The following is a 20,878-nucleotide window of genomic DNA, read 5'->3' as shown; positions in this document are numbered from 1 at the left end:
CCACGCGGAGCGTGGGAACGAGAATCTGGGCCGAACGCCAATCCACCTGATCTCGCAGGACCGCTGTGTGACGCAGAGCGTCACGAAAGGCATTACCACGCGGAGTGGTGGGAACGAGAATCTGGGCCGAACGCCAATCTACCGGATCTCGCGGGACCGCTGTGTGACGCAGAGCGTCACGAACACGCGGAGCGTGGGGACGATAGTCATCAGCTCCCGGGTCGCGCGCTTCAGCACTGACACAAGCATCACGATCCCTCCACGCCCGGCCACGTAACCGGTTGTGTCCAATACATCGTCATCTCGTACAACTCTGGCATAACACTTGCTCTGCCTCTGTCACGTATTGAAGAACCTCTTGAATAGTGACGGATTATTGGCATGGCGAAGAGCGAAGAAGTTAAAGACCCGGCAACCAAAGGCAAACTCAAGCTCATCATCCTCGCCGTTGTGGCGTTGCTGCTGGCGGTAGGTTTGTCGGTGGGTGCGACCTGGTTCCTCATGCACAAGAGCGAAAGCACACCAGACCCGGCTGCTGCCGCTGCCGCAGCCAACGTCAAGCCAGTGGCGGTGTTCGAACCCATGACCCCGGCCTTCGTGGTCAACTTCAACTCCAATGGTCGCCAGCGCTACATGCAGGTCAGTATCACCATGCTGTCGCGCAATGCCGCCGACATGGAAGCGCTGAAGGCGCACATGCCGCTGATCCGCAACAATCTGGTCATGCTGTTTGCAGCTATACCCTTTGAGTCACTGGCCTCGCCGATCGGCCAGGAAATGCTGCGTCAGAAAGCGACCGCGAGCATTCAGGAAGTGGCACAGAAAGAACTCGGCAAGACTGTGATCGAACAGCTGCTCTTCACTAACTTCGTATTGCAGTAGGACTCTCACATGGCCGTGCAAGACCTGCTCTCCCAGGATGAGATCGACGCGCTGCTGCATGGCGTCGACGACGGGATGGTCCAGACCGACACCGTCAGCGAACCTGGCAGTGTCAAAAGCTACGACCTGACCAGTCAGGACCGGATTGTCCGCGGGCGCATGCCGACGCTGGAAATGATCAACGAGCGATTCGCCCGCTACACGCGTATCAGCATGTTCAACCTGCTGCGCCGCTCGGCGGACGTGGCGGTGGGTGGTGTTCAGGTCATGAAGTTCGGCGAGTACGTGCATTCGCTGTACGTGCCGACCAGCCTCAACCTGGCCAAGATCAAGCCGCTGCGGGGCACTGCGCTGTTCATCCTCGACGCCAAGCTGGTGTTCAAGCTGGTGGACAACTTTTTCGGTGGCGATGGCCGCCACGCCAAGATCGAAGGCCGTGAGTTCACGCCGACCGAACTTCGCGTCGTGCGCATGGTGCTGGATCAGGCTTTTATCGACCTCAAGGAAGCCTGGCAGGCGATCATGGAAGTGAACTTCGAGTACATCAACTCGGAAGTGAACCCGGCCATGGCCAACATCGTCGGGCCGAGCGAGGCCGTGGTCATTTCCACTTTCCATATCGAACTGGATGGCGGTGGCGGCGATCTGCACGTGACCATGCCGTACTCGATGATCGAACCGATCCGCGAAATGCTCGATGCCGGTTTTCAGTCGGATCTGGACGATCAGGACGAGCGCTGGGTCAACGCGCTCAAGGAAGATGTTCTGGACGTCAACGTGCCGCTCACCACGACCATCGCTCAGCGCCAGTTGCCATTGCGGGACATCCTGCACATGCGCCCTGGTGACGTTATTCCGGTGGAACTGAGCGACTCGCTGGTCCTGCGTGCCAATGGCGTACCGTCATTCAAGGTCAAGCTTGGCTCGCACAAGGGCAAGATGGCCCTGCAAGTAATCGAACCCATAGCGCGACGCTGACCTGTCTGGTCAACGTCGGAAATTGTTGCGTAACTGAAATACTGCGTGCAGAGGACAACTGATGGCTGATGAAAACGATATGACGTCTGCTGAAGATCAGGCGTTGGCCGATGAGTGGGCTGCTGCATTGGGCGAAGCTGGCGACAGTCAGGCTGATATTGATGCGTTGCTGGCGGCGGATGCGGGGAATTCGGGTAGCCGGATGACCATGGAAGAGTTCGGCAGCGTGCCGAAAAGCACGGGTCCGGTTTCTCTGGACGGTCCTAACCTGGATGTGATTCTCGACATCCCGGTGTCGATCTCCATGGAAGTGGGCAGCACCGATATCAACATTCGTAACTTGTTGCAGCTTAACCAGGGCTCGGTGATCGAGCTGGATCGCCTGGCTGGCGAACCGCTGGATGTGCTGGTCAACGGCACGCTCATCGCGCATGGCGAGGTGGTGGTGGTCAACGAGAAGTTCGGCATCCGTCTGACCGACGTGATCAGCCCGAGCGAACGCATCAAGAAGCTGCGCTAAGTGAGGCGCTGGCTGAGTGTTCTGCTGACCCTGCCGTCGCTGGCCTGGGCTGCCGAGCCCGCTGCTCAGGCCGCACCTGCGCAAGTGGCCAACACGGTATCCGGCGGTATGGGCGGGCAGTTAGTACAACTGCTGTTCGGTCTGATACTGGTGGTCGGTCTGATTTTCGTGCTCGCATGGCTGATGCGCCGCGTGCAGCGCGTGGGGCCGAACAATGGTCAGGTCATCGAATTGGTGAGTTCGCGCGCGCTCGGTCCGCGTGATCGGCTGGTGCTGGTGCAGATCGGCGGCGAACAGGTGTTGCTGGGTATCACGCCAGGGCGTATCACGCCCCTGCATGTGCTCAAGGAACCGGTACAGGTGCCTGTGCGTGAGCAGGCGACCCCTGAATTCGCTCAGCGCCTTATGGAGCTGATGGGCAAGGATAAGGACAAGAAGTAATGGGCGCGTTGCGTTTCCTGATACTGCTGTTGCTGGTCATGGTGACGCCTGCTGTGCTGGCGGCCGATCCGCTGTCGATACCGGCGATCACGCTGTCCAATGGTGCCGACGGTCAGCAGGAGTATTCGGTCAGTCTGCAGATCCTGCTGATCATGACCGCGCTGAGCTTCATTCCGGCGTTTGTCATGCTGATGACCAGTTTCACCCGGATCATCATCGTCTTCTCGATTCTGCGTCAGGCCCTTGGTTTGCAGCAGACACCTTCGAACCAGATCCTGACGGGCATGGCTTTGTTTCTGACCATGTTCATCATGGCGCCGGTTTTCGACCGTGTGAATCAGGATGCGCTGCAGCCTTATCTGGCTGAAAAACTCACGGCGCAGGATGCGGTCGCCAAGGCGCAAGTGCCAATCAAGGATTTCATGCTGGCACAGACCCGTACCAGTGACCTTGAGTTGTTCATGCGTCTGTCCAAACGTACCGATATCCCGACACCTGATGCTGCGCCGCTGACCATTCTGGTCCCGGCGTTCGTGATTTCGGAGCTCAAGACGGCGTTTCAGATCGGCTTCATGATCTTCATTCCGTTTCTGATCATCGATCTGGTGGTGGCCAGTGTGCTGATGGCGATGGGTATGATGATGCTGTCGCCGCTGATCATTTCGCTGCCGTTCAAGATCATGCTGTTCGTGCTGGTAGATGGCTGGGCGCTGATCGTCGGCACCCTGGCTGGCAGTTTTGGTGGCGTATGAGTCGTTTCACTGAGGAGTCTGCCCGATGACGCCGGAAGTAGCTGTCGATCTGTTTCGTGAGGCGCTGTGGCTGACCACCGTGCTGGTCGCGATTCTTGTGGTGCCGAGCCTGTTGTGCGGTCTGCTGGTGGCGATGTTTCAGGCGGCCACGCAGATCAACGAACAGACCCTGAGCTTCCTGCCGCGCCTGTTGGTCATGCTCGTGACCCTGATTGTCATCGGCCCCTGGCTGCTGAAAATATTCATGGAATACATGCTGTCGTTGTACACCAGTATTCCGACGCTGATCGGCTAGCGCCGCATGCAGCCGATGCTTGCGCTGACCGATATCCAGATCAGTACCTGGGTAGCGAGCTTCATGCTGCCGATGTTTCGTATCGTCGCGCTGCTGATGACCATGCCGGTGATCGGCACCACGCTGGTTCCCCGGCGTGTGCGCCTTTACCTCGCATTTGCCATCACTGTGGTGGTCGCGCCAGCGCTGCCAGCCATGCCGCCGGTTCAGGCGCTTGACCTCAGTGGGCTGTTGCTGATCGGCGAGCAGATCATCATCGGCGCCGGCATGGGGCTGTCCCTGCAGATGTTTTTCCATATCTTCGTGATCGCCGGGCAGATCATCTCGACGCAGATGGGCATGGGCTTTGCCTCGATGGTCGACCCTACCAACGGCGTATCTTCGGCTGTTATCGGCCAGTTTTTTACCATGTTGGTCACGCTGCTGTTCCTGTCCATGAACGGCCATCTTGTGGTGTTGGAGGTGCTTGTCGAAAGCTTCACCACGATGCCGGTGGGTGGCGGTCTGCTGGTCAATAATTTCTGGGAGCTGGCGAACGGGCTAGGCTGGGCGTTGAGTTCAGGGCTCAGGCTGGTGTTACCTGCTATCACTGCATTGCTGATCATCAACATCGCTTTTGGCGTCATGACCCGTGCAGCGCCGCAACTCAACATCTTCTCGATCGGTTTCCCGCTGACCCTTGTGCTGGGCATGGTCATTCTGTGGATGAGCATGGGCGATATTCTCAATCAGTATCAGCCGATTGCCAGTCAGGCACTGCAATCGTTGCGCGACATGGTGAGGGCTCGTTGAGATGGCAGAAAACGAGAATGGCCAGGACAAGACAGAAGACCCCACGGAAAAAAAGGTCAAGGACTCCAGAGCGGATGGGCAGATTGCGCGCTCCAAGGAACTGACCACGCTGGTGGTCATGCTGATGGGGGCGGGCGGGTTGCTGATGTTCGGCTCAGGCATCGCGCAGATGATGTCCGAGCTGATGCGCGACAATTTTACGATCAGCCGCGAAACCCTCATGGATCAGTCATACATGGGCAAAGCGTTGCTCAGCTCCGGCCTGCACGCACTGGTCGTGATGTTGCCGTTTCTGATCGCCATGCTGGTGGCGGCGCTGGTGGGGCCGATCATGCTTGGCGGCTGGTTGTTCGCAACCAAATCGCTGATGCCCAAATTCAGCCGGATGAACCCGGCGGCAGGGCTCAAGCGCATGTTTTCACCGCACGCGCTGGTTGAGCTGCTCAAATCCTTCGGCAAGTTTCTGATCATCCTTGCCGTTGCGCTGGTGGTCTTGAGCAAGGAGCGCAATGATCTGGTGGCTATCGCTCATGAGCCATTGGAACAGGCGATGATCCACAGCCTGATGGTGGTCGGCTGGAGCAGCTTCTGGATGGCCTGTGGCCTGATATTTATCGCTGCTGCCGACGTACCCTTTGTGCTGTATGAAGCGCACAAGAAGCTGCTGATGACCAAGCAGGAAGTGCGCGACGAGCACAAGAACAGCGAGGGCAGCCCCGAGGTTAAACAGCGTATTCGCCAGTTGCAGCGCGAAATGTCCCAGCGGCGGATGATGGCGTCGATTCCGGAAGCGGATGTCATCATTACCAACCCGACGCACTTTGCCGTAGCCTTGAAATACGATCCCGAGCAGGGCGGGGCGCCGATGTTGCTGGCCAAGGGCACTGATCTGGTAGCGCTGAAGATTCGCGAAATCGGCGCGCATAACCAGATACTGATTCTGGAATCTGCGGCGTTGGCCCGTTCCATCTACTACAGCACCGAGCTGGACCAGGAAATTCCTGCCGGGCTCTACCTGGCTGTGGCCCAGGTGCTGGCCTACGTCTACCAGATCCGCCAGTTCCGTGCCGGTCAAGGCAAGCGCCCGGATCCACTGGGCGACATCAAGATCCCGCCCGACCTGCAGCGCGATGCGTAGCCCTTTGCTTCGTCGCCAGCAGACCACCCTCGCGCCCGCGCTCCGCATGGGTATGCGGTTCCTGAAGCTCTGCGTCCGCTCTTGGGCGTGTGGTGCGGCGCAGATTTGTGACGCAGAGCGTCACCCACGGCATTCCCACGCTGGAGCGTGAGGAACGATCATCTCAACTATCGTGCGACGCTCCGCATTGCATGCCGTTCCGGGCGCTCTGAGCGTGAGGAACGATCATCTCACTATCGTGCGACGCTCCGCGTCGCATGCCGTTCTGGACGCTCTGCGTCCACTCTTGAAGATTTTCTGACTGCGCAAGGTATGCCGGTTTCACGTTAATTCTGCCTCTAAAGCCTTACCAGCACTGGCTTTGTAAAAGTTGGACAGCTTTTTGCAACAGGGTCGATACAGGTCGCCATCGGCGTCAATGTTTTGATCTAGTGCGCAGGTAAACAATCAGTGGATCGTTCTCAGATATTCAGTAGCGCACGCAGCAATATCACGGGCCTGGGCCGTGGTCAGCTGGGCGTTCCGCTGTTGTTGCTGGTCATGATGGCAATGATGATGTTGCCTATGCCGCCGTTCCTGCTGGACGTGTTCTTCACGTTCAACATTGCACTGTCCATCGTCGTGTTGCTGGTGTGTGTTTACGCTCTGCGGCCGCTGGACTTCTCGGTGTTTCCAACCATTCTGCTGGTCGCCACGCTGTTGCGTCTGGCACTGAACGTTGCTTCCACGCGAGTGGTCATGCTTCACGGTCAGGACGGTCACGCGGCTGCGGGCAAGGTGATTCAGGCCTTCGGTGAGGTGGTGATCGGTGGTAACTATGTTGTCGGTATCGTGGTGTTCGCGATTCTGATGATCATCAACTTCGTAGTAATCACCAAAGGTGCCGGCCGTATTTCCGAGGTCAGCGCGCGTTTCACCCTCGACGCGATGCCAGGCAAACAGATGGCAATCGACGCCGACCTCAACGCCGGTCTCATCGACCAGCCAGAAGCCAAGCGTCGCCGTGCTGAAGTCGCTCAGGAAGCCGAGTTCTACGGTTCCATGGACGGTGCCAGCAAATTCGTGCGCGGCGATGCAATTGCCGGTTTGCTGATTCTGTTCATCAACCTGATCGGCGGCATGCTGGTCGGTATTCTGCAACACAACATGACGTTCGCTGATGCAGGCCGCGTTTATACCCTGCTGACCATCGGTGACGGTTTGGTGGCGCAATTGCCATCACTGCTTCTGTCCACTGCCGCAGCGATCATGGTGACCCGCGCTTCCGGTTCGGAAGAGATGGGCAAGCTGATCAATCGTCAGATGTTCGCCTCGCCCAAGGCACTGGCAGTGTCCGCTGCGATCATGATCGTGATGGGGCTGGTGCCGGGCATGCCGCACTTCTCCTTCATCAGCCTCGGCCTGGTGGCTGCGGGTGGTGCGTATCTGCTCTGGAAGAAAGAGAACCAGGTGAAAGTCGAGGCGCTGGCCGAAGTGCAACGCCAACAGGACCTGCTGCCTTCGCCGACCCGTGTTCAGGACGCCAAGGAGCTGGGTTGGGATGACGTCACCCCTATCGACATCATCGGCCTGGAAGTGGGTTATCGCCTGATTCCGCTGGTGGACCGCAATCAGGGTGGTCAACTGCTGGCGCGTATCAAGGGCGTGCGCAAGAAGCTTTCGCAGGAGCTGGGCTTCCTGATGCCGACCGTGCACATCCGTGACAACCTTGATCTGGCACCCAGCGCCTACCGTCTGACGCTGATGGGCGTGATCCTGGCCGAGGCCGAGATTTATCCGGATCGCGAGCTGGCGATCAACCCCGGTCAAGTGTTCGGCACCCTGAACGGCATCACCGCCAGAGACCCGGCGTTTGGTCTGGAGGCCGTGTGGATCGAAATCAGCCAACGCAGCCAGGCGCAGTCGCTGGGTTATACCGTGGTGGACGCCAGTACTGTAGTGGCAACCCACTTGAACCAGATTCTCTACAAACACTCTCATGAGCTGATTGGCCACGAAGAAGTCCAGCAGTTGATGCAATTGCTGGCCAAAAGCTCGCCCAAACTGGCTGAAGAGCTGGTCCCTGGTGTGCTGTCCCTGTCCTCGCTGCTCAACGTGCTGCAAGCGCTTCTGGCTGAGCATGTACCTGTGCGTGATATTCGTAGCATTGCAGAAGCTATCGCCAACAACGCCGGCAAGAGTCAAGATACCGCCGCTTTGGTGGCTGCCGTGCGGGTAGGTCTGAGCCGCGCAATCGTCCAAAGCATTGTAGGTGTTGAGCCGGAGCTGCCTGTTATCACTCTGGAGCCAAGGTTGGAACAGATATTGCTCAATAGTTTGCAGAAGGCTGGTCAGGGTCAGGAAGAAGGCGTTCTTCTTGAGCCAAGCATGGCTGAGAAGCTCCAGCGTTCGTTGATTGAGGCCGCCCAGCGTCAGGAGATGCAAGGGTTGCCGGTAATTCTTCTGGTAGCAGGGCCTGTCCGGGCGATGCTGTCACGATTTGGACGATTGGCTGTACCGAACATGCATGTTCTGGCGTATCAGGAAATTCCGGACAACAAGCAAGTAACCATCGTAGCGACTGTCGGGCCGAACGGCTGAGGTAGTGAGTCATGCAAGTTAAGCGATTTTTCGCCGCCGATATGCGTCAAGCCATGAAACTGGTTCGCGATGAGCTGGGCGCCGAGGCGGCCATCATCGGTAACCGGCGCATTGCCGGTGGCGTAGAGCTGACTGCCGCTCTGGATTACAAGCTGTCCGCCCTGGCACCGCGTGTGCCGAACATGGAGCTCGAAGACGAGCTGCGCAAGACCCAGTCGCGCATCGTCTCCGCTCAGGCCGAATTGAACAACCGCAGCGACAGCGACGCGTCGATCAATCTTCAGCTGTTTTCCGGCAAACCGGTCAGCGCTGTCGATACGCACATCGAGCCGACGCTCGAAGAGCCGCCACGCCCATTCGCTTACACGCCGCCTGCGCCCGCAGAGCCTGCTGTTGGTCAGCGCGCCTATGATTCGATGCGCTCCGAATTGAACGGCCTGCGCGAGCTGCTGGAAGTCCAGCTTGGCTCCCTGGCCTGGAACCAGTTGCAGGGCAGCCGTCCGCAGCAGGCCAATCTGTGGCGCCGTCTGCAACGTGTCGGTTTGTCCGGCCCGCTGTCGCGCGATCTGCTGTCGATGATCCCGGAGATTGACGAGCCTCGTCAGGCCTGGCGCATGCTGCTGGCCCATTTGGCGCGCATGATTGCCGTGCCGGACATCGAGCCGCTCGAAGAGGGTGGTGTCATCGCCATGGTCGGGCCTGCCGGTATGGGCAAGACCACCACGCTGGCCAAACTGGCGGCACGTTACGTGTTGAAGTACGGTCCGCAGAATATCGCTCTGGTGAGCATGGACAGTTTCCGCATCGGCGCACAGGAGCAGCTCAAGACCCTTGGGCGCATCCTCAACGTGCCGGTCACCCATGTCGATCCTGGCCAGTCGCTGGTTCAGGCGCTGGAGCCGCTGCTGCGCAAGCGCGTGGTGCTGATCGACACCGCCGGGCTGCAAGCCAGCGATCCTGCGCTGCGCATGCAGCTGGAAAGCCTGGCAGGGCGTGGCATCAAGTCGCGTAACTACCTGGTACTGGCGACCACCAGCCAGAAGCAGGTGCTGACCGCTGCCTATCACAGTTACAAACGTTGTGGCCTGGCCGGATGCATTCTGACCAAGCTTGATGAAACAGCCAGCCTCGGCGAAGTCCTGAGCCTGGCGATCAGTCATGAATTACCTGTGGCCTACCTCACGGACGGACCCCGTATTCCTGACGACCTGCACACCCCGCGTCGTCATCAACTGGTGAGCCGTGCGGTGAGTGTGCAGATGCAGGATGAGCCGAGCGAGGAAGCAATGGCTGATATGTTTGCTGACCTCTATCACACCCCTGGCAAGAGAGTGGGTTAAGTGATGGATATTATTGGAATGTCCCTGCGTCAACGGTCTGCCATGCGGTGTTCATTTGCGAACGTGCAGCCCTCGATGTGGTTTCGGTCTACGCAAGACAAGGTAAAGAAATAACATGGGCAGCATGCATCCCGTACAGGTTATCGCGGTGACCGGTGGCAAAGGTGGCGTCGGTAAGACTAACGTGTCAGTGAATCTTTCACTGGCCCTTGCCGAGCTTGGCCGTCGCGTCATGCTGCTGGACGCCGATCTGGGTCTGGCCAATGTCGACGTTCTGCTTGGGCTGACGCCTAAACGTACGCTTGCCGATGTGATAGAGGGCCGTTGCGAGTTGCGCGACGTTCTGTTGCAGGGGCCGGGCGGGGTACGTATCGTGCCTGCCGCCTCTGGCACCCAGAGCATGGTGCATCTGTCCCCGGCCCAGCATGCGGGTCTGATCCAGGCGTTCAGCGAGATTGGCGACAACCTTGATGTGCTGGTGATCGACACGGCTGCCGGTATCGGCGAATCGGTGGTCAGCTTCGTGCGCGCCGCTCAGGAAGTGTTGCTGGTGGTATGCGACGAGCCCACGTCGATTACCGATGCTTACGCCCTGATCAAACTGCTCAACCGCGACTACGGCATGAACCGCTTCCGGGTGCTGGCCAACATGGCGCAGAGCCCGCAGGAAGGGCGCAATCTGTTCGCCAAACTCACCAAAGTGACTGACCGTTTTCTTGATGTTGCGCTGCAGTATGTAGGTGCCGTGCCGTACGACGAGTGCGTGCGCAAGGCCGTACAGAAACAGCGCGCCGTTTACGAAGCATTCCCGCGATCCAAATGTGCGCTGGCGTTCAAGGCCATTGCCCAGAAGGTTGATACCTGGCCGTTGCCAGCCAATCCGCGGGGTCATCTCGAGTTCTTCGTTGAGCGACTCGTTCACCAGACCAGTGCAGGGCCTGTGCAATGACTGCGAGCGGCTACCAGATGTACAGCAAGGCTTCCCGTAATTCGCAATACGAGTTGATCGAGCGTTATGCGCCATTGGTCAAGCGTATCGCTTATCATCTGCTGGCGCGCTTGCCGGCCAGCGTGCAGGTCGAGGATCTGATCCAGGCCGGCATGATCGGTCTGCTTGAAGTCTCCACCAAATATGATTCAACCAAAGGTGCGAGTTTCGAGACCTACGCCGGCATTCGCATTCGTGGTGCGATGCTGGATGAAGTGCGCAAGGGCGACTGGGCACCACGCTCGGTGCACCGCAATACCCGCATGGTCAGTGACGCAATTCGTGCAATTGAAGCTAAAACCGGCCGTGACGCTAAAGATCACGAGGTTGCGGCCGAACTCCAGTTGAGTCTTGATGATTATTACGGGATTTTGAATGACACCTTGGGCAGCCGCCTCTTCAGTTTCGACGACCTGCTTCAGGACGGCGATCACGAAGGGCTGCATGAGGATGGCGCAAGCGGTTCGCTTGAGCCGTCGCGCGACCTGGAAGACGAGCGCTTCCAGGCAGCGTTGGCCGATGCAATTGCCAATTTGCCAGAGCGTGAGCGTCTGGTGTTGGCGCTGTACTACGACGAAGAGCTGAACCTCAAGGAAATCGGAGAGGTTCTTGGGGTCAGCGAATCGCGGGTCAGTCAGTTACACAGCCAGTGCGCAGCTCGTTTGCGGGGGCGTTTGGGGGAGTGGCGAGCGCGTTGACGGCAGTGCGCGACGTTTGTCGTGCGCTGTCTGCATGCCGGCTGTGCAAAGCGTTACGTGGTAGCAGGATGGACGAGGCAAGGGCCTGTCGGGCAATGTCTCGATGGGCTTTAGTCGCAGTCTTGACTGTCGTTGTGCCAAGCCCGTCGTCGTTTCGTATAGCTGGGGGTGTGCTGTGCCAGTATTGAGTGAACAGCGTGTTCAGGTGCTGAACGCGTTAAAGACTGCTTGGAGGTCGAATTGGACAAGAACATGAAAATCCTCATCGTTGATGACTTCTCAACGATGCGGCGGATCATCAAGAACCTTTTGCGTGATCTGGGGTTTACCAACACATCTGAAGCGGATGACGGTCTGACCGCATTGCCGATGCTGCAGAGCGGTGCCTTTGACTTTCTGGTGACGGACTGGAACATGCCTGGCATGACCGGTATCGACTTGTTGCGTCAGGTCCGTGCGGACGAGCGTCTCAAGAGCCTTCCTGTACTGATGGTTACTGCCGAAGCGAAGCGTGAGCAGATCATTGAAGCTGCCCAGGCCGGGGTGAACGGTTATGTAGTCAAGCCATTCACGGCTCAAGCGCTTAAAGAGAAGATCGAAAAGATCTTTGAACGCGTCAATAGCTGATGCATGCCGCGAGGGCGCTATGGATAACAATGATTCGATGGCCGACTTTGAGTCGACCTTAAAGAGACACGCGCAGGAACTCGTCACCAGCCTTGAAAAGGGCCGCTTCGGTGACGCTGTGCAGCTGATCCATGAACTCAACCAGACACGCGACCGCGGCCTTTATCAGGAAGTGGGCAAGCTGACTCGTGAGCTGCACAGTGCAATCGTCAACTTTCATATTGATCCGCACATGCCTCAAGCCGAGGAAGTGTCGCAGATCACCGACGCAACCGAACGCCTGTCGTATGTGGTGAGGCTGACCGAGAATGCGGCCAACCGTACTATGGACCTGGTCGAGGAAAGCACACCGCTCATGAGCGGTCTGAGCTCCGATGCCAAGGCATTGAGTGACGACTGGGGTCGTTTCATGCGCCGCGAAATCGGTGCTGAAGAATTTCGTGAGCTGGCCAAGCGGGTAGATGGTTTTCTGACGCGTACCGAGCAGGAGGCCGATAGGGTTTCCGGGCATCTCAACGATATTCTGCTTGCCCAGGATTACCAGGACCTTACGGGGCAGGTTATCAAGCGCGTGACGCAACTGGTTACGGAAGTCGAGAGCAATCTGCTCAAACTGGTGCTCATGGCCAGCCATGTCGATCGCTTCGCAGGCATCGAACATGACGAAGAATCCATCCTTGCTGAAAAAGATCCTAAAAAACATCTCGCCAAGGGTGAAGGTCCGCAGATTCATGCCGATAAACGTGAAGACGTCGTATCCGGACAGGATGATGTAGACGATCTGCTATCGAGCCTCGGCTTCTAAGATCTGTTGACGGTTAATTTTAGGGAGCACCCCATGAGCTTCGGCGCCGATGAAGAAATCCTTCAGGATTTTCTGGTAGAGGCCGGCGAAATTCTGGAGCAGTTGTCAGAGCAATTGGTCGAGCTGGAAAGCCGACCGGATGATGCTGATCTGCTCAATGCAATTTTTCGCGGTTTTCACACTGTAAAAGGGGGCGCCGGCTTCCTCCAGCTCCATGAGCTGGTGGAGTGCTGCCACATCGCCGAAAACGTGTTCGACATCCTTCGCAAGGGTGAACGTCGCGTTGATTCCGAACTGATGGATGTGGTCCTGGAAGCTCTGGACACCGTCAACAGCATGTTCGGTCAGGTACGTGAACGGACTGACGTAACTGCGGCGACGCCAGAACTGCTGGCTGCGCTGTCGCGATTGGCCGAGCCACAATCTGCCGACGAAGTCGCAGCGCCCGAGCCTGAGCCCGAGCCGGTGGTTGAAGCCGCCGCTCCGGCTGCGGTTGCCGAGCAAGCGGCCGGCGATGACATCACCGATGATGAATTCGAGCAGCTGCTCGATTCGCTGCACGGCGCCAGTCCGGTGTCTGCGGCACCATCAGCGGCACCGGCTTCGGCACCTGCGGTCGCGCCAGCTGGCGATGAAATTACCGATCAGGAATTTGAATCCCTGCTTGATCAGTTGCATGGCAAGGGCAAGTTTGCGGCCGATGCTGTAGCCGCTCCAGCCCCTGCGCCTGCGGCACAGAGCAGTGGTGCAGCGCCTGCCGGCGATGAAATCACCGACGACGAATTCGAAGCCTTGCTTGATCAACTGCATGGCAAAGGCTCGTTTGACGGCGCCATAGCCGCTCAGGCGGCTGCTGCACCTGCGGCCGTTGCTGCCAAGGCACCTTCTGCTGCAGCGGCATCGGACGAAATTACCGATCACGAATTCGAAAATCTGCTCGACGAACTGCATGGCAAAGGCAAGTTCGAGCCTGATGCGGTCGTTGCCAAGGCACCTGCTCCGGCAGCCGCCGTAGCTGCTGCTCCGCCACCGGCTGCCAAGCCCGCTGCGGCGCCTGCACCTGCTGCGAAGGCTGAGCCCGCCAAGCCTGCTCCAGCGCCTGCACGTGCTCCAGCGCCCACCGGTGAAAAGCCGGTTGCGACTGAAGCCGAAACCACGGTTCGTGTGGATACCGCCCGACTGGACGAGATCATGAACATGGTCGGCGAACTGGTGCTGGTACGTAACCGCCTGGTGCGTCTGGGTCTCAACAGCGGCGATGAAGCCATGTCCAAAGCGGTTTCCAACCTGGATGTGGTCACCGCCGACCTGCAGACTGCGGTGATGAAAACCCGCATGCAGCCAATCAAGAAAGTCTTTGGCCGCTTCCCGCGTCTGGTTCGTGACCTGGCTCGCCAGCTCAAGAAAGAGATCAACTTGGAGCTGGTCGGTGAAGAGACCGACCTCGACAAGAACCTCGTAGAGGCGCTTGCCGACCCGCTGGTCCACTTGGTGCGCAACGCGGTCGACCACGGTATCGAAACGCCGGAAGAGCGCGAAGCCACGGGCAAGTCTCGTGGTGGTCGGGTCATCCTTTCGGCAGAGCAGGAGGGCGACCATATCCTGCTGTCGATTTCCGATGACGGCAAGGGCATGGACCCTAACGTGCTGCGCTCCATTGCGGTCAAGCGCGGTGTCATGGACAAGGACGCAGCCGATCGTTTGAGTGACACCGATTGCTACAACCTTATCTTCGCACCGGGCTTCTCGACCAAGACCGAGATTTCCGATGTATCGGGTCGCGGTGTGGGCATGGACGTGGTTAAAACCAAGATCTCCCAGCTCAACGGCTCGATCAACATCTACTCGACCAAGGGCCAGGGTTCGAAGATCGTCATCAAGGTCCCGCTGACCCTGGCGATCATGCCGACCCTGATGGTGATGCTGGGCAACCAGGCTTTTGCCTTCCCGTTGGTCAACGTCAACGAAATCTTCCACCTGAATCTGTCCACTACCAACGTGGTTGACGGTCAGGAAGTGGTGATCGTACGTGACAAGGCCTTGCCGCTGTTCTACCTCAAGCGATGGCTGGTCAGTTCGGCGGCTCATGAAGAGCAGCGAGAAGGGCACGTCGTGATCCTGACGGTCGGCACCCAGCGCATCGGCTTCGTTGTCGATCAACTGGTAGGCCAGGAAGAGGTGGTTATCAAACCGCTGGGCAAGATGCTGCAAGGTACGCCAGGCATGTCGGGCGCCACCATCACCGGTGACGGTCGCATCGCCTTGATTCTCGATGTACCCAGCATGCTCAAGCGTTACGCCGCACGGCGTATCTGAACCCGGGGGTGCGGGCAGCCTGGCTGCCTGCAACACCTATTGGAGTGTTTATGGCAGTCAAGGTCCTGGTGGTGGATGATTCCGGTTTTTTCCGCCGCCGTGTTACGGAAATTCTTTCTTCGGACCCCAACATTGTAGTGGTCGGCACCGCCACCAACGGCAAGGAAGCGATTGAGCAGGCGCTGGCGCTCAAACCTGATGTCATCACCATGGACTACGAAATGCCGATGATGGATGGCATTACGGCAGTTCGCCATATCATGCAGCGTATCCCCACCCCGGTATTGATGTTCTCGTCGCTGACGCACGAAGGTGCGCGCGTGACGCTGGATGCTCTGGACGCCGGTGCGGTGGATTTCCTGCCCAAGAATTTCGAAGATATCTCGCGCAACCCGCAGAAGGTCAAACAGCTGCTGTGCGAGAAAATCAACAGTATTTCACGCAGCAACCGCCGCTCAAGCGGTTTTGGTGCGGCGAGCGCTGCATCGGCTGCTCCGGCAGCGCCGACGCTGTCCAGCCGCGCACCTGCGCCCGCCGCCGCGCCAGCCCGTGCTGCGCCGACGCGCACAGCAGCGCCTGCCACGGCACCTGCGGCTCATGCTCACCATGCACCGGCGCACCCGACCACCTCAGGCACGCCCAAGCGCAAGGCTTACAAACTGGTGGCCATCGGCACCTCCACCGGCGGCCCGGTTGCGCTGCAACGGGTACTTACCCAGTTGCCGGCCAGCTTTCCGGCACCGCTGGTGCTGATTCAACACATGCCTGCGGCCTTCACCAAGGCCTTTGCCGAGCGTCTCGACAAACTGTGCAAGATCAGCGTCAAGGAAGCGGAGGACGGCGACGTTCTGCGGCCTGGTCTGGCGTTGCTGGCACCGGGCGGCAAGCAAATGATGGTGGATGCGCGCGGTACGGTGAAGATTCTGCCGGGTGACGAGCGCCTGAATTACAAACCCTGTGTAGACATCACCTTTGGCTCTGCCGCCAAATCCTACGGCGACAAGGTGCTGTCGGTGGTATTGACCGGCATGGGTGCCGATGGCCGTGAAGGCGCGCGCCTGCTCAAGCAGGCGGGCAGTACCGTATGGGCGCAGGACGAAGCGAGCTGCGTCATTTACGGCATGCCGATGGCAATCGTCAAGGCTGAGCTTGCAGATGCGATCTACAGTCTGGATGACATGGGTCGGCACCTGGTAGAGGCCTGTCTCTGATGGATGTACTGAGTCTTATTGGTCTGATCCTGGCGTTTGTCGCGATCATTGGCGGCAACTTTCTTGAAGGCGGACACCTCGGTGCATTGCTCAATGGCCCGGCAGCCCTGATCGTACTGGGCGGCACGCTGGGTGCTTCGCTGTTGCAGTCACCGATGAGCGCGTTCATGCGCGCCATGAAAATCATCCGCTGGATCATTTTCCCGCCTCGTATCGATTTGCCCGGCGGTGTCGATCGGGTGATCGGCTGGAGCATGACCGCCCGCAAGGAAGGCTTGCTCGGTCTGGAAACGGTCGCCGATTCCGAACCCGACAGTTATGCCCGCAAAGGCTTGCAGCTGTTGGTCGATGGTGCCGAACCTGCAGCGATCCGGAGCATTCTTGAAGTGGATTTCATCACCCAGGAAACCCGCGATATTCAGGCTGCCAAGGTATTCGAAAGCATGGGCGGCTATGCGCCGACCGTGGGCATCATCGGCGCGGTAATGGGTCTGATTCACGTCATGGGCAACCTGGCTGACCCCAGTCAACTGGGCAGCGGCATTGCGGTGGCTTTTGTCGCCACCATTTATGGTGTGGCGACGGCCAACCTGATCCTGTTGCCAGTGGCCAACAAGCTCAAGGCCATTGCCCACCGGCAGTCGCGTTATCGCGAAATGTTGCTCGAAGGTCTGTTGTCCATCGCCGAGGGTGAGAACCCGCGCTCCATCGAACTCAAGCTGCAAGGCTTCATGGAGTAACAGTGCATGGCTCGCCGACGTCAGGCCGAAGAACACGAAAATCATGAACGCTGGCTGGTGTCGTATGCCGACTTCATTACCCTGTTGTTCGCCTTTTTCGTGGTGATGTACTCGATTTCCTCGGTCAACGAAGGCAAATACAAGATTCTGTCCCAGGCATTGGTTGGCGTGTTCAACGATACCGAGCGGACCATGAAGCCGATCCCTATCGGTGAGCAGCGCCCGGTTTCGGTCAAGCCTGCCGAGCCGTTGGTAAAGGACAGCGAACAGACCGATGCCGGCATTGGCCAGGCTTCTGATGATCCGCTGCAGACCATCGCTCAGGATGTGCGCGATGCGTTTGGCGACCTGATCAAGTCCGACCAGATGACGGTGCGCGGCAACGAGTTATGGATCGAGATCGAACTCAATTCCAGTCTGTTGTTCGTCAGCGGCGACGCCATTCCCAGTGACAAGGCCTTCACGATCATTGAAAAGGTCTCTGGAATCGTCAAACGCTTTGATAACCCGATACACGTTGAAGGCTTCACTGACGACCAGCCGATCAGCACTGCACAGTTTCCGACCAACTGGGAACTGTCTTCGGCGCGATCTGCCAGCATTGTGCGCATGCTGGCGATGGACGGAGTCAATCCGGCGCGGCTGGCCTCTGTGGGGTACGGTGAGTTTCAACCGATTGCGCCCAACACCACCGCCGCCGGGCGTGCCAAGAACCGCCGCGTAGTGCTGGTCATCTCGCGAAATCTGGATGTACGCCGCAGCCTGACCAGTTCAGGGTCGGCCAATGTGCAGCCGGATGCTGCACTGAGGCGTGCTGGCACACAAACTGCACCGGTGCCAGCAAAGCCGCCGGTACGCGCGAACGCCGTCAATTCTCCGTCACCTGCCCCCTAACATCGTATCGGTATGGTCGTTGCTGTACGCAAGGAAAAACATCAATGAGAGTCTGGGCAGTAGCCAACCAGAAAGGTGGAGTCGGAAAGACCACCACGACCATCGCCCTGGCCGGCTTGCTGGCCGATGCGGGCAAGCGTGTGGTCGTGGTCGATCTGGACCCCCACGGCTCCATGACCAGCTATTTCGGGCATAACCCGGACGAACTGGAACACAGTGCCTTCGATCTGTTTCTCCACAAGGGTGCGGTGCCGGAGGGTCTTCCGGGCCAATTGCTGTTGCCGACCAGTGACCAGCGTATCTCGCTGATACCCTCCAGCACGGCGCTGGCCACACTGGAGCGTCAATCCCCTGGCCAGAGCGGCCTGGGCCTGGTGATTGCTAAAAGTCTGGCGCAGTTGTGGCAGGATTTTGACTATGCGCTGATCGACAGTCCGCCGTTGCTGGGCGTTCTCATGGTCAATGCACTGGCGGCCAGCCAGCAGTTGGCGATACCGGTACAGACAGAATTTCTGGCCGTGAAAGGCCTGGAGCGTATGGTCAATACCCTGACCATGATCAACCGTTCGCGCAAGGTGCCATTGCCTTACACCATCGTGCCGACCTTGTTCGACCGTCGTACCCAGGCATCGATGGGCACCTTGAAATTGTTGCGCGACAGTTTTCCCGAGCACGTCTGGCAAGCCTACGTGCCGGTCGACACGCGGCTGCGCGATGCCAGCCGTCTGGGGCTTACGCCGTCGCAGAATGACAGCAAGAGTCGCGGTGTGATTGCTTATCGGGCATTGCTCAAGCATATGCTCGCCGAGCAGCTCAATGCTCAGGTGGCCTGACGTGAACGTCCATTCTTTCTACACAGTTTGCTCAAGTGATGCCTCAATGCGGCCGATAACTCTATCAGGTTGCACATGCTCCATTTTTTGTTGGGCCCCGGTATGAACCGCCCTGTAGAAGTAGCAACACGACCCAAACTGGCGTTGCAGTCCTATCTGGACGCATTGCTGTACGACGCGACTGAAGTGCTTGAAGAGCCTGTCAGCAGCATCGATGAATTTCAGGCGGCTGTGCTCGAAGAGCAGGCCTTTGATGCGCGGATGCAAGCGCAGATCAAACCGTTGGCGGTTGCGGTGGCCGCGCCGGCTCCGGTGGCTGTAGCAGTAAAGGTCGCAGCGCCTGCGCCGGTGATTGAAGTCGCTCCGGTGATTGTTGCCGAAGTGGTGAAGGTTGAAGAAGCAGTGGCGACCGTTGAGCTGGTCGAGCCGGTCGCCGAGTTGAGCACACTGGTGACCCAGCGCACGCCGACGCCGCCGCCGACCAGCGATGGTCGCCCGGCATGGGCCGCCGAGCCGTTCGAATGCCTGTTGTTCGACGTGGCCGGGTTGACGCTGGCAGTGCCGCTGGTATGCCTGGGGTCGATTTACCCGCTGGCAGGGCAGGAGCTGACGCCACTGTTTGGTCAGCCGGACTGGTTTCTCGGGATCCTGCCTTGCCAGGCGGGCAACCTGAAAGTGTTGGATACCGCGCGCTGGATCATGCCTGATCGCTACCGCGACGATTTTCGCCAAGGATTGCAGTACGTGATTTCGGTGCAGGGATACGAGTGGGGACTGGCGGTGCATCAAGTCAGCCGTTCGTTGCGTCTTGATCCGAACGAGATCAAATGGCGCACGCAGCGAGGTCAGCGTCCATGGCTGGCGGGCACGGTTATCGAGCACATGTGCGCGTTGCTGGATGTTGCAGAGTTGGCCGAGCTGATAGCCAGTGGCGCGGTCAAGCAGTTGAACAAATCGAAATAATCATGGGTCGATGCCAATGGCATCACCTGCAAAGAACACACGTGAGGGGTTGGGGTTATGAATAAGTCGTCTGCACAAGGTTCCGAAGATCCTATCCTGCAATGGGTTACGTTCCGCCTGGACAACGAGTCCTACGGCATCAACGTGATGCAGGTGCAGGAAGTGCTGCGCTACACTGAAATCGCCCCGGTCCCGGGTGCGCCAAGCTACGTACTGGGCATCATCAACCTGCGCGGTAACGTTGTCACTGTGATCGATACCCGTCAGCGCTTTGGCCTGGCTCCGGTTGAAGTCAGCGACAATACGCGTATCGTGATCATCGAAGCCGACAAGCAAGTGGTCGGGATTCTGGTCGACAGCGTGGCTGAAGTGGTTTACTTGCGTCAGTCTGAAGTCGAAACCGCGCCAAACGTGGGTAACGATGAGTCGGCCAAATTCATTCAGGGCGTTTGCAACAAGAACGGCGAACTGTTGATTCTGGTTGAACTGGACAAAATGATGTCCGAAGAAGAGTGGTCCGAACTGGAGAACATCTGATTGATCTTTGAGGTAGCTGTCGTCTTCCTGGGCATTCTCTGGGTAGTCACCCTGTTTATGTTCCTGGCCCATACCAGGCGTCAGCGCAAGCTCGACGCCGAGCGTGATGAGGCGGCTGCCTTGCGTGATCAGCGGATCAAGGAGTTGGCCAGGCGCCTGGACAACTACCAGAACGGCACGGTGCGCATGGGCGAAGCGTTACACGAGCTGCGTGCCATTGTTGCGCCGTTGCCGGACAAGCTCACTGCACTGGAACAGCGCGATCCCTCCACGCTGTCCTTTGCCCAGGCTGCACGCCTGGTCGGCATGGGTGCCAGCATCGATGAGCTGACCCAGTCCTGCGGCCTGACCCAGGCTGAAGCGCAACTGATGACCAAACTGCACAGCAATACTGCGAGCTAGTTTCTCTTTGGTACATGCCTGCGTTGCCCATTCAAGGTCGTACGCAGAGCGTCCAGAACTGCAACGATAATCTCAACTGTCGTGCGACGCTCTGCGTCGCATGCCGTTCTGGACGCTCTGCGTCCTATTTTGAGTATGATTCTCGT

22 protein-coding genes are annotated in these 20,878 nt (G+C 58.5%); all 22 read left to right on the top strand.

The genetic code is table 11. The annotated features are described in order from the left end of the window. The first annotated feature begins 381 nt into the window (after positions 1–381). Positions 382–882 carry a flagellar basal body-associated protein FliL gene (gene fliL, locus KP808_RS16755; RefSeq protein ID WP_058402554.1) on the top strand — a complete coding sequence of 167 codons (501 nt, stop codon included), beginning with the start codon at positions 382–384 and terminating at the stop codon, positions 880–882. 9 nt (positions 883–891) lie between these two features. Beyond that, positions 892–1,860 (top strand): flagellar motor switch protein FliM, encoded by a 969-nt coding sequence (gene fliM, locus KP808_RS16750; protein WP_058402555.1) that lies wholly within the window; start codon positions 892–894, stop codon positions 1,858–1,860. Between the two features lie 61 nt (positions 1,861–1,921). After that, positions 1,922–2,380, top strand: a complete 459-nt coding sequence (gene fliN / locus KP808_RS16745; RefSeq protein WP_002554280.1) for a flagellar motor switch protein FliN — start codon at positions 1,922–1,924, stop codon at positions 2,378–2,380. Further along, a complete protein-coding gene (gene fliO, locus KP808_RS16740; RefSeq protein ID WP_058402556.1) occupies positions 2,381–2,821 on the top strand; it encodes a flagellar biosynthetic protein FliO in 441 nt (146 codons plus the stop codon). Further along, positions 2,821–3,573 carry a flagellar type III secretion system pore protein FliP gene (gene fliP, locus KP808_RS16735; RefSeq protein ID WP_058402557.1) on the top strand — a complete coding sequence of 251 codons (753 nt, stop codon included), beginning with the start codon at positions 2,821–2,823 and terminating at the stop codon, positions 3,571–3,573. The genes fliO and fliP overlap by 1 nt, the downstream gene beginning before the upstream one ends. Before the next feature lie 25 nt (positions 3,574–3,598). Next, on the top strand, positions 3,599–3,868 hold the full coding sequence (locus KP808_RS16730; protein WP_002554277.1) for a flagellar biosynthetic protein FliQ: 270 nt from the start codon (positions 3,599–3,601) through the stop codon (positions 3,866–3,868). Positions 3,869–3,874: 6 nt separating this feature from the next. Beyond that, on the top strand, positions 3,875–4,660 hold the full coding sequence (gene fliR / locus KP808_RS16725) for a flagellar biosynthetic protein FliR (RefSeq protein WP_002554276.1): 786 nt from the start codon (positions 3,875–3,877) through the stop codon (positions 4,658–4,660). A 1-nt stretch (position 4,661) separates the two neighbouring features. Then, positions 4,662–5,798 (top strand): flagellar biosynthesis protein FlhB, encoded by a 1,137-nt coding sequence (gene flhB, locus KP808_RS16720; protein WP_230016517.1) that lies wholly within the window; start codon positions 4,662–4,664, stop codon positions 5,796–5,798. Positions 5,799–6,248: 450 nt separating this feature from the next. Continuing rightward, positions 6,249–8,378 (top strand): flagellar biosynthesis protein FlhA, encoded by a 2,130-nt coding sequence (gene flhA / locus KP808_RS16715; protein WP_002554274.1) that lies wholly within the window; start codon positions 6,249–6,251, stop codon positions 8,376–8,378. Positions 8,379–8,389: 11 nt separating this feature from the next. Beyond that, positions 8,390–9,718 (top strand): flagellar biosynthesis protein FlhF, encoded by a 1,329-nt coding sequence (flhF, locus tag KP808_RS16710; protein ID WP_002554273.1) that lies wholly within the window; start codon positions 8,390–8,392, stop codon positions 9,716–9,718. 115 nt (positions 9,719–9,833) lie between these two features. Then, a complete protein-coding gene (gene fleN, locus KP808_RS16705) occupies positions 9,834–10,667 on the top strand; it encodes a flagellar synthesis regulator FleN (RefSeq protein WP_003412391.1) in 834 nt (277 codons plus the stop codon). Further along, a complete protein-coding gene (gene fliA / locus KP808_RS16700; RefSeq protein ID WP_002554271.1) occupies positions 10,664–11,404 on the top strand; it encodes an RNA polymerase sigma factor FliA in 741 nt (246 codons plus the stop codon). Before fleN ends, fliA begins: the two co-directional genes overlap by 4 nt. A 252-nt stretch (positions 11,405–11,656) precedes the next feature. Beyond that, positions 11,657–12,031: a chemotaxis response regulator CheY gene (locus KP808_RS16695; protein ID WP_011169086.1), complete on the top strand. Its 375-nt coding sequence runs from the start codon at positions 11,657–11,659 to the stop codon at positions 12,029–12,031. A gap of 19 nt (positions 12,032–12,050) precedes the next feature. After that, the gene (locus KP808_RS16690) at positions 12,051–12,836 is read left to right on the top strand and encodes a protein phosphatase CheZ (RefSeq protein WP_002554269.1); all 786 of its coding nucleotides are present in this window, start codon (positions 12,051–12,053) and stop codon (positions 12,834–12,836) included. Between the two features lie 33 nt (positions 12,837–12,869). Further along, complete coding sequence (locus KP808_RS16685; RefSeq protein WP_230016516.1) at positions 12,870–15,152, top strand: chemotaxis protein CheA; 2,283 nt, start codon at positions 12,870–12,872, stop codon at positions 15,150–15,152. 50 nt (positions 15,153–15,202) lie between these two features. Next, positions 15,203–16,363: a protein-glutamate methylesterase/protein-glutamine glutaminase gene (locus KP808_RS16680; protein WP_058402389.1), complete on the top strand. Its 1,161-nt coding sequence runs from the start codon at positions 15,203–15,205 to the stop codon at positions 16,361–16,363. Beyond that, positions 16,363–17,103, top strand: a complete 741-nt coding sequence (locus KP808_RS16675; RefSeq protein WP_054987607.1) for a flagellar motor protein — start codon at positions 16,363–16,365, stop codon at positions 17,101–17,103. Before KP808_RS16680 ends, KP808_RS16675 begins: the two co-directional genes overlap by 1 nt. 6 nt (positions 17,104–17,109) lie before the next feature. After that, positions 17,110–17,997 carry a flagellar motor protein MotD gene (gene motD / locus KP808_RS16670; protein WP_004664478.1) on the top strand — a complete coding sequence of 296 codons (888 nt, stop codon included), beginning with the start codon at positions 17,110–17,112 and terminating at the stop codon, positions 17,995–17,997. Between the two features lie 44 nt (positions 17,998–18,041). Next, entirely contained in the window at positions 18,042–18,830 is a 789-nt protein-coding gene (locus KP808_RS16665; RefSeq protein WP_057403002.1) for a ParA family protein, read from the top strand. A gap of 75 nt (positions 18,831–18,905) precedes the next feature. Continuing rightward, positions 18,906–19,793 (top strand): CheW domain-containing protein, encoded by an 888-nt coding sequence (locus tag KP808_RS16660; RefSeq protein ID WP_230016515.1) that lies wholly within the window; start codon positions 18,906–18,908, stop codon positions 19,791–19,793. A gap of 57 nt (positions 19,794–19,850) precedes the next feature. After that, the gene (locus KP808_RS16655) at positions 19,851–20,330 is read left to right on the top strand and encodes a chemotaxis protein CheW (RefSeq protein ID WP_003370201.1); all 480 of its coding nucleotides are present in this window, start codon (positions 19,851–19,853) and stop codon (positions 20,328–20,330) included. After that, a complete protein-coding gene (locus KP808_RS16650; protein ID WP_004644274.1) occupies positions 20,331–20,732 on the top strand; it encodes a DUF2802 domain-containing protein in 402 nt (133 codons plus the stop codon). Positions 20,733–20,878: the final 146 nt, after the last annotated feature.

Origin of the sequence: Pseudomonas savastanoi, from assembly GCF_020917325.1 — a bacterium.
Lineage (GTDB): Bacteria > Pseudomonadota > Gammaproteobacteria > Pseudomonadales > Pseudomonadaceae > Aquipseudomonas > Aquipseudomonas amygdali.
The sequence above is the reverse complement of the archived record's forward strand: the minus strand, read 5'-3'. Positions and strand labels throughout refer to the sequence as shown.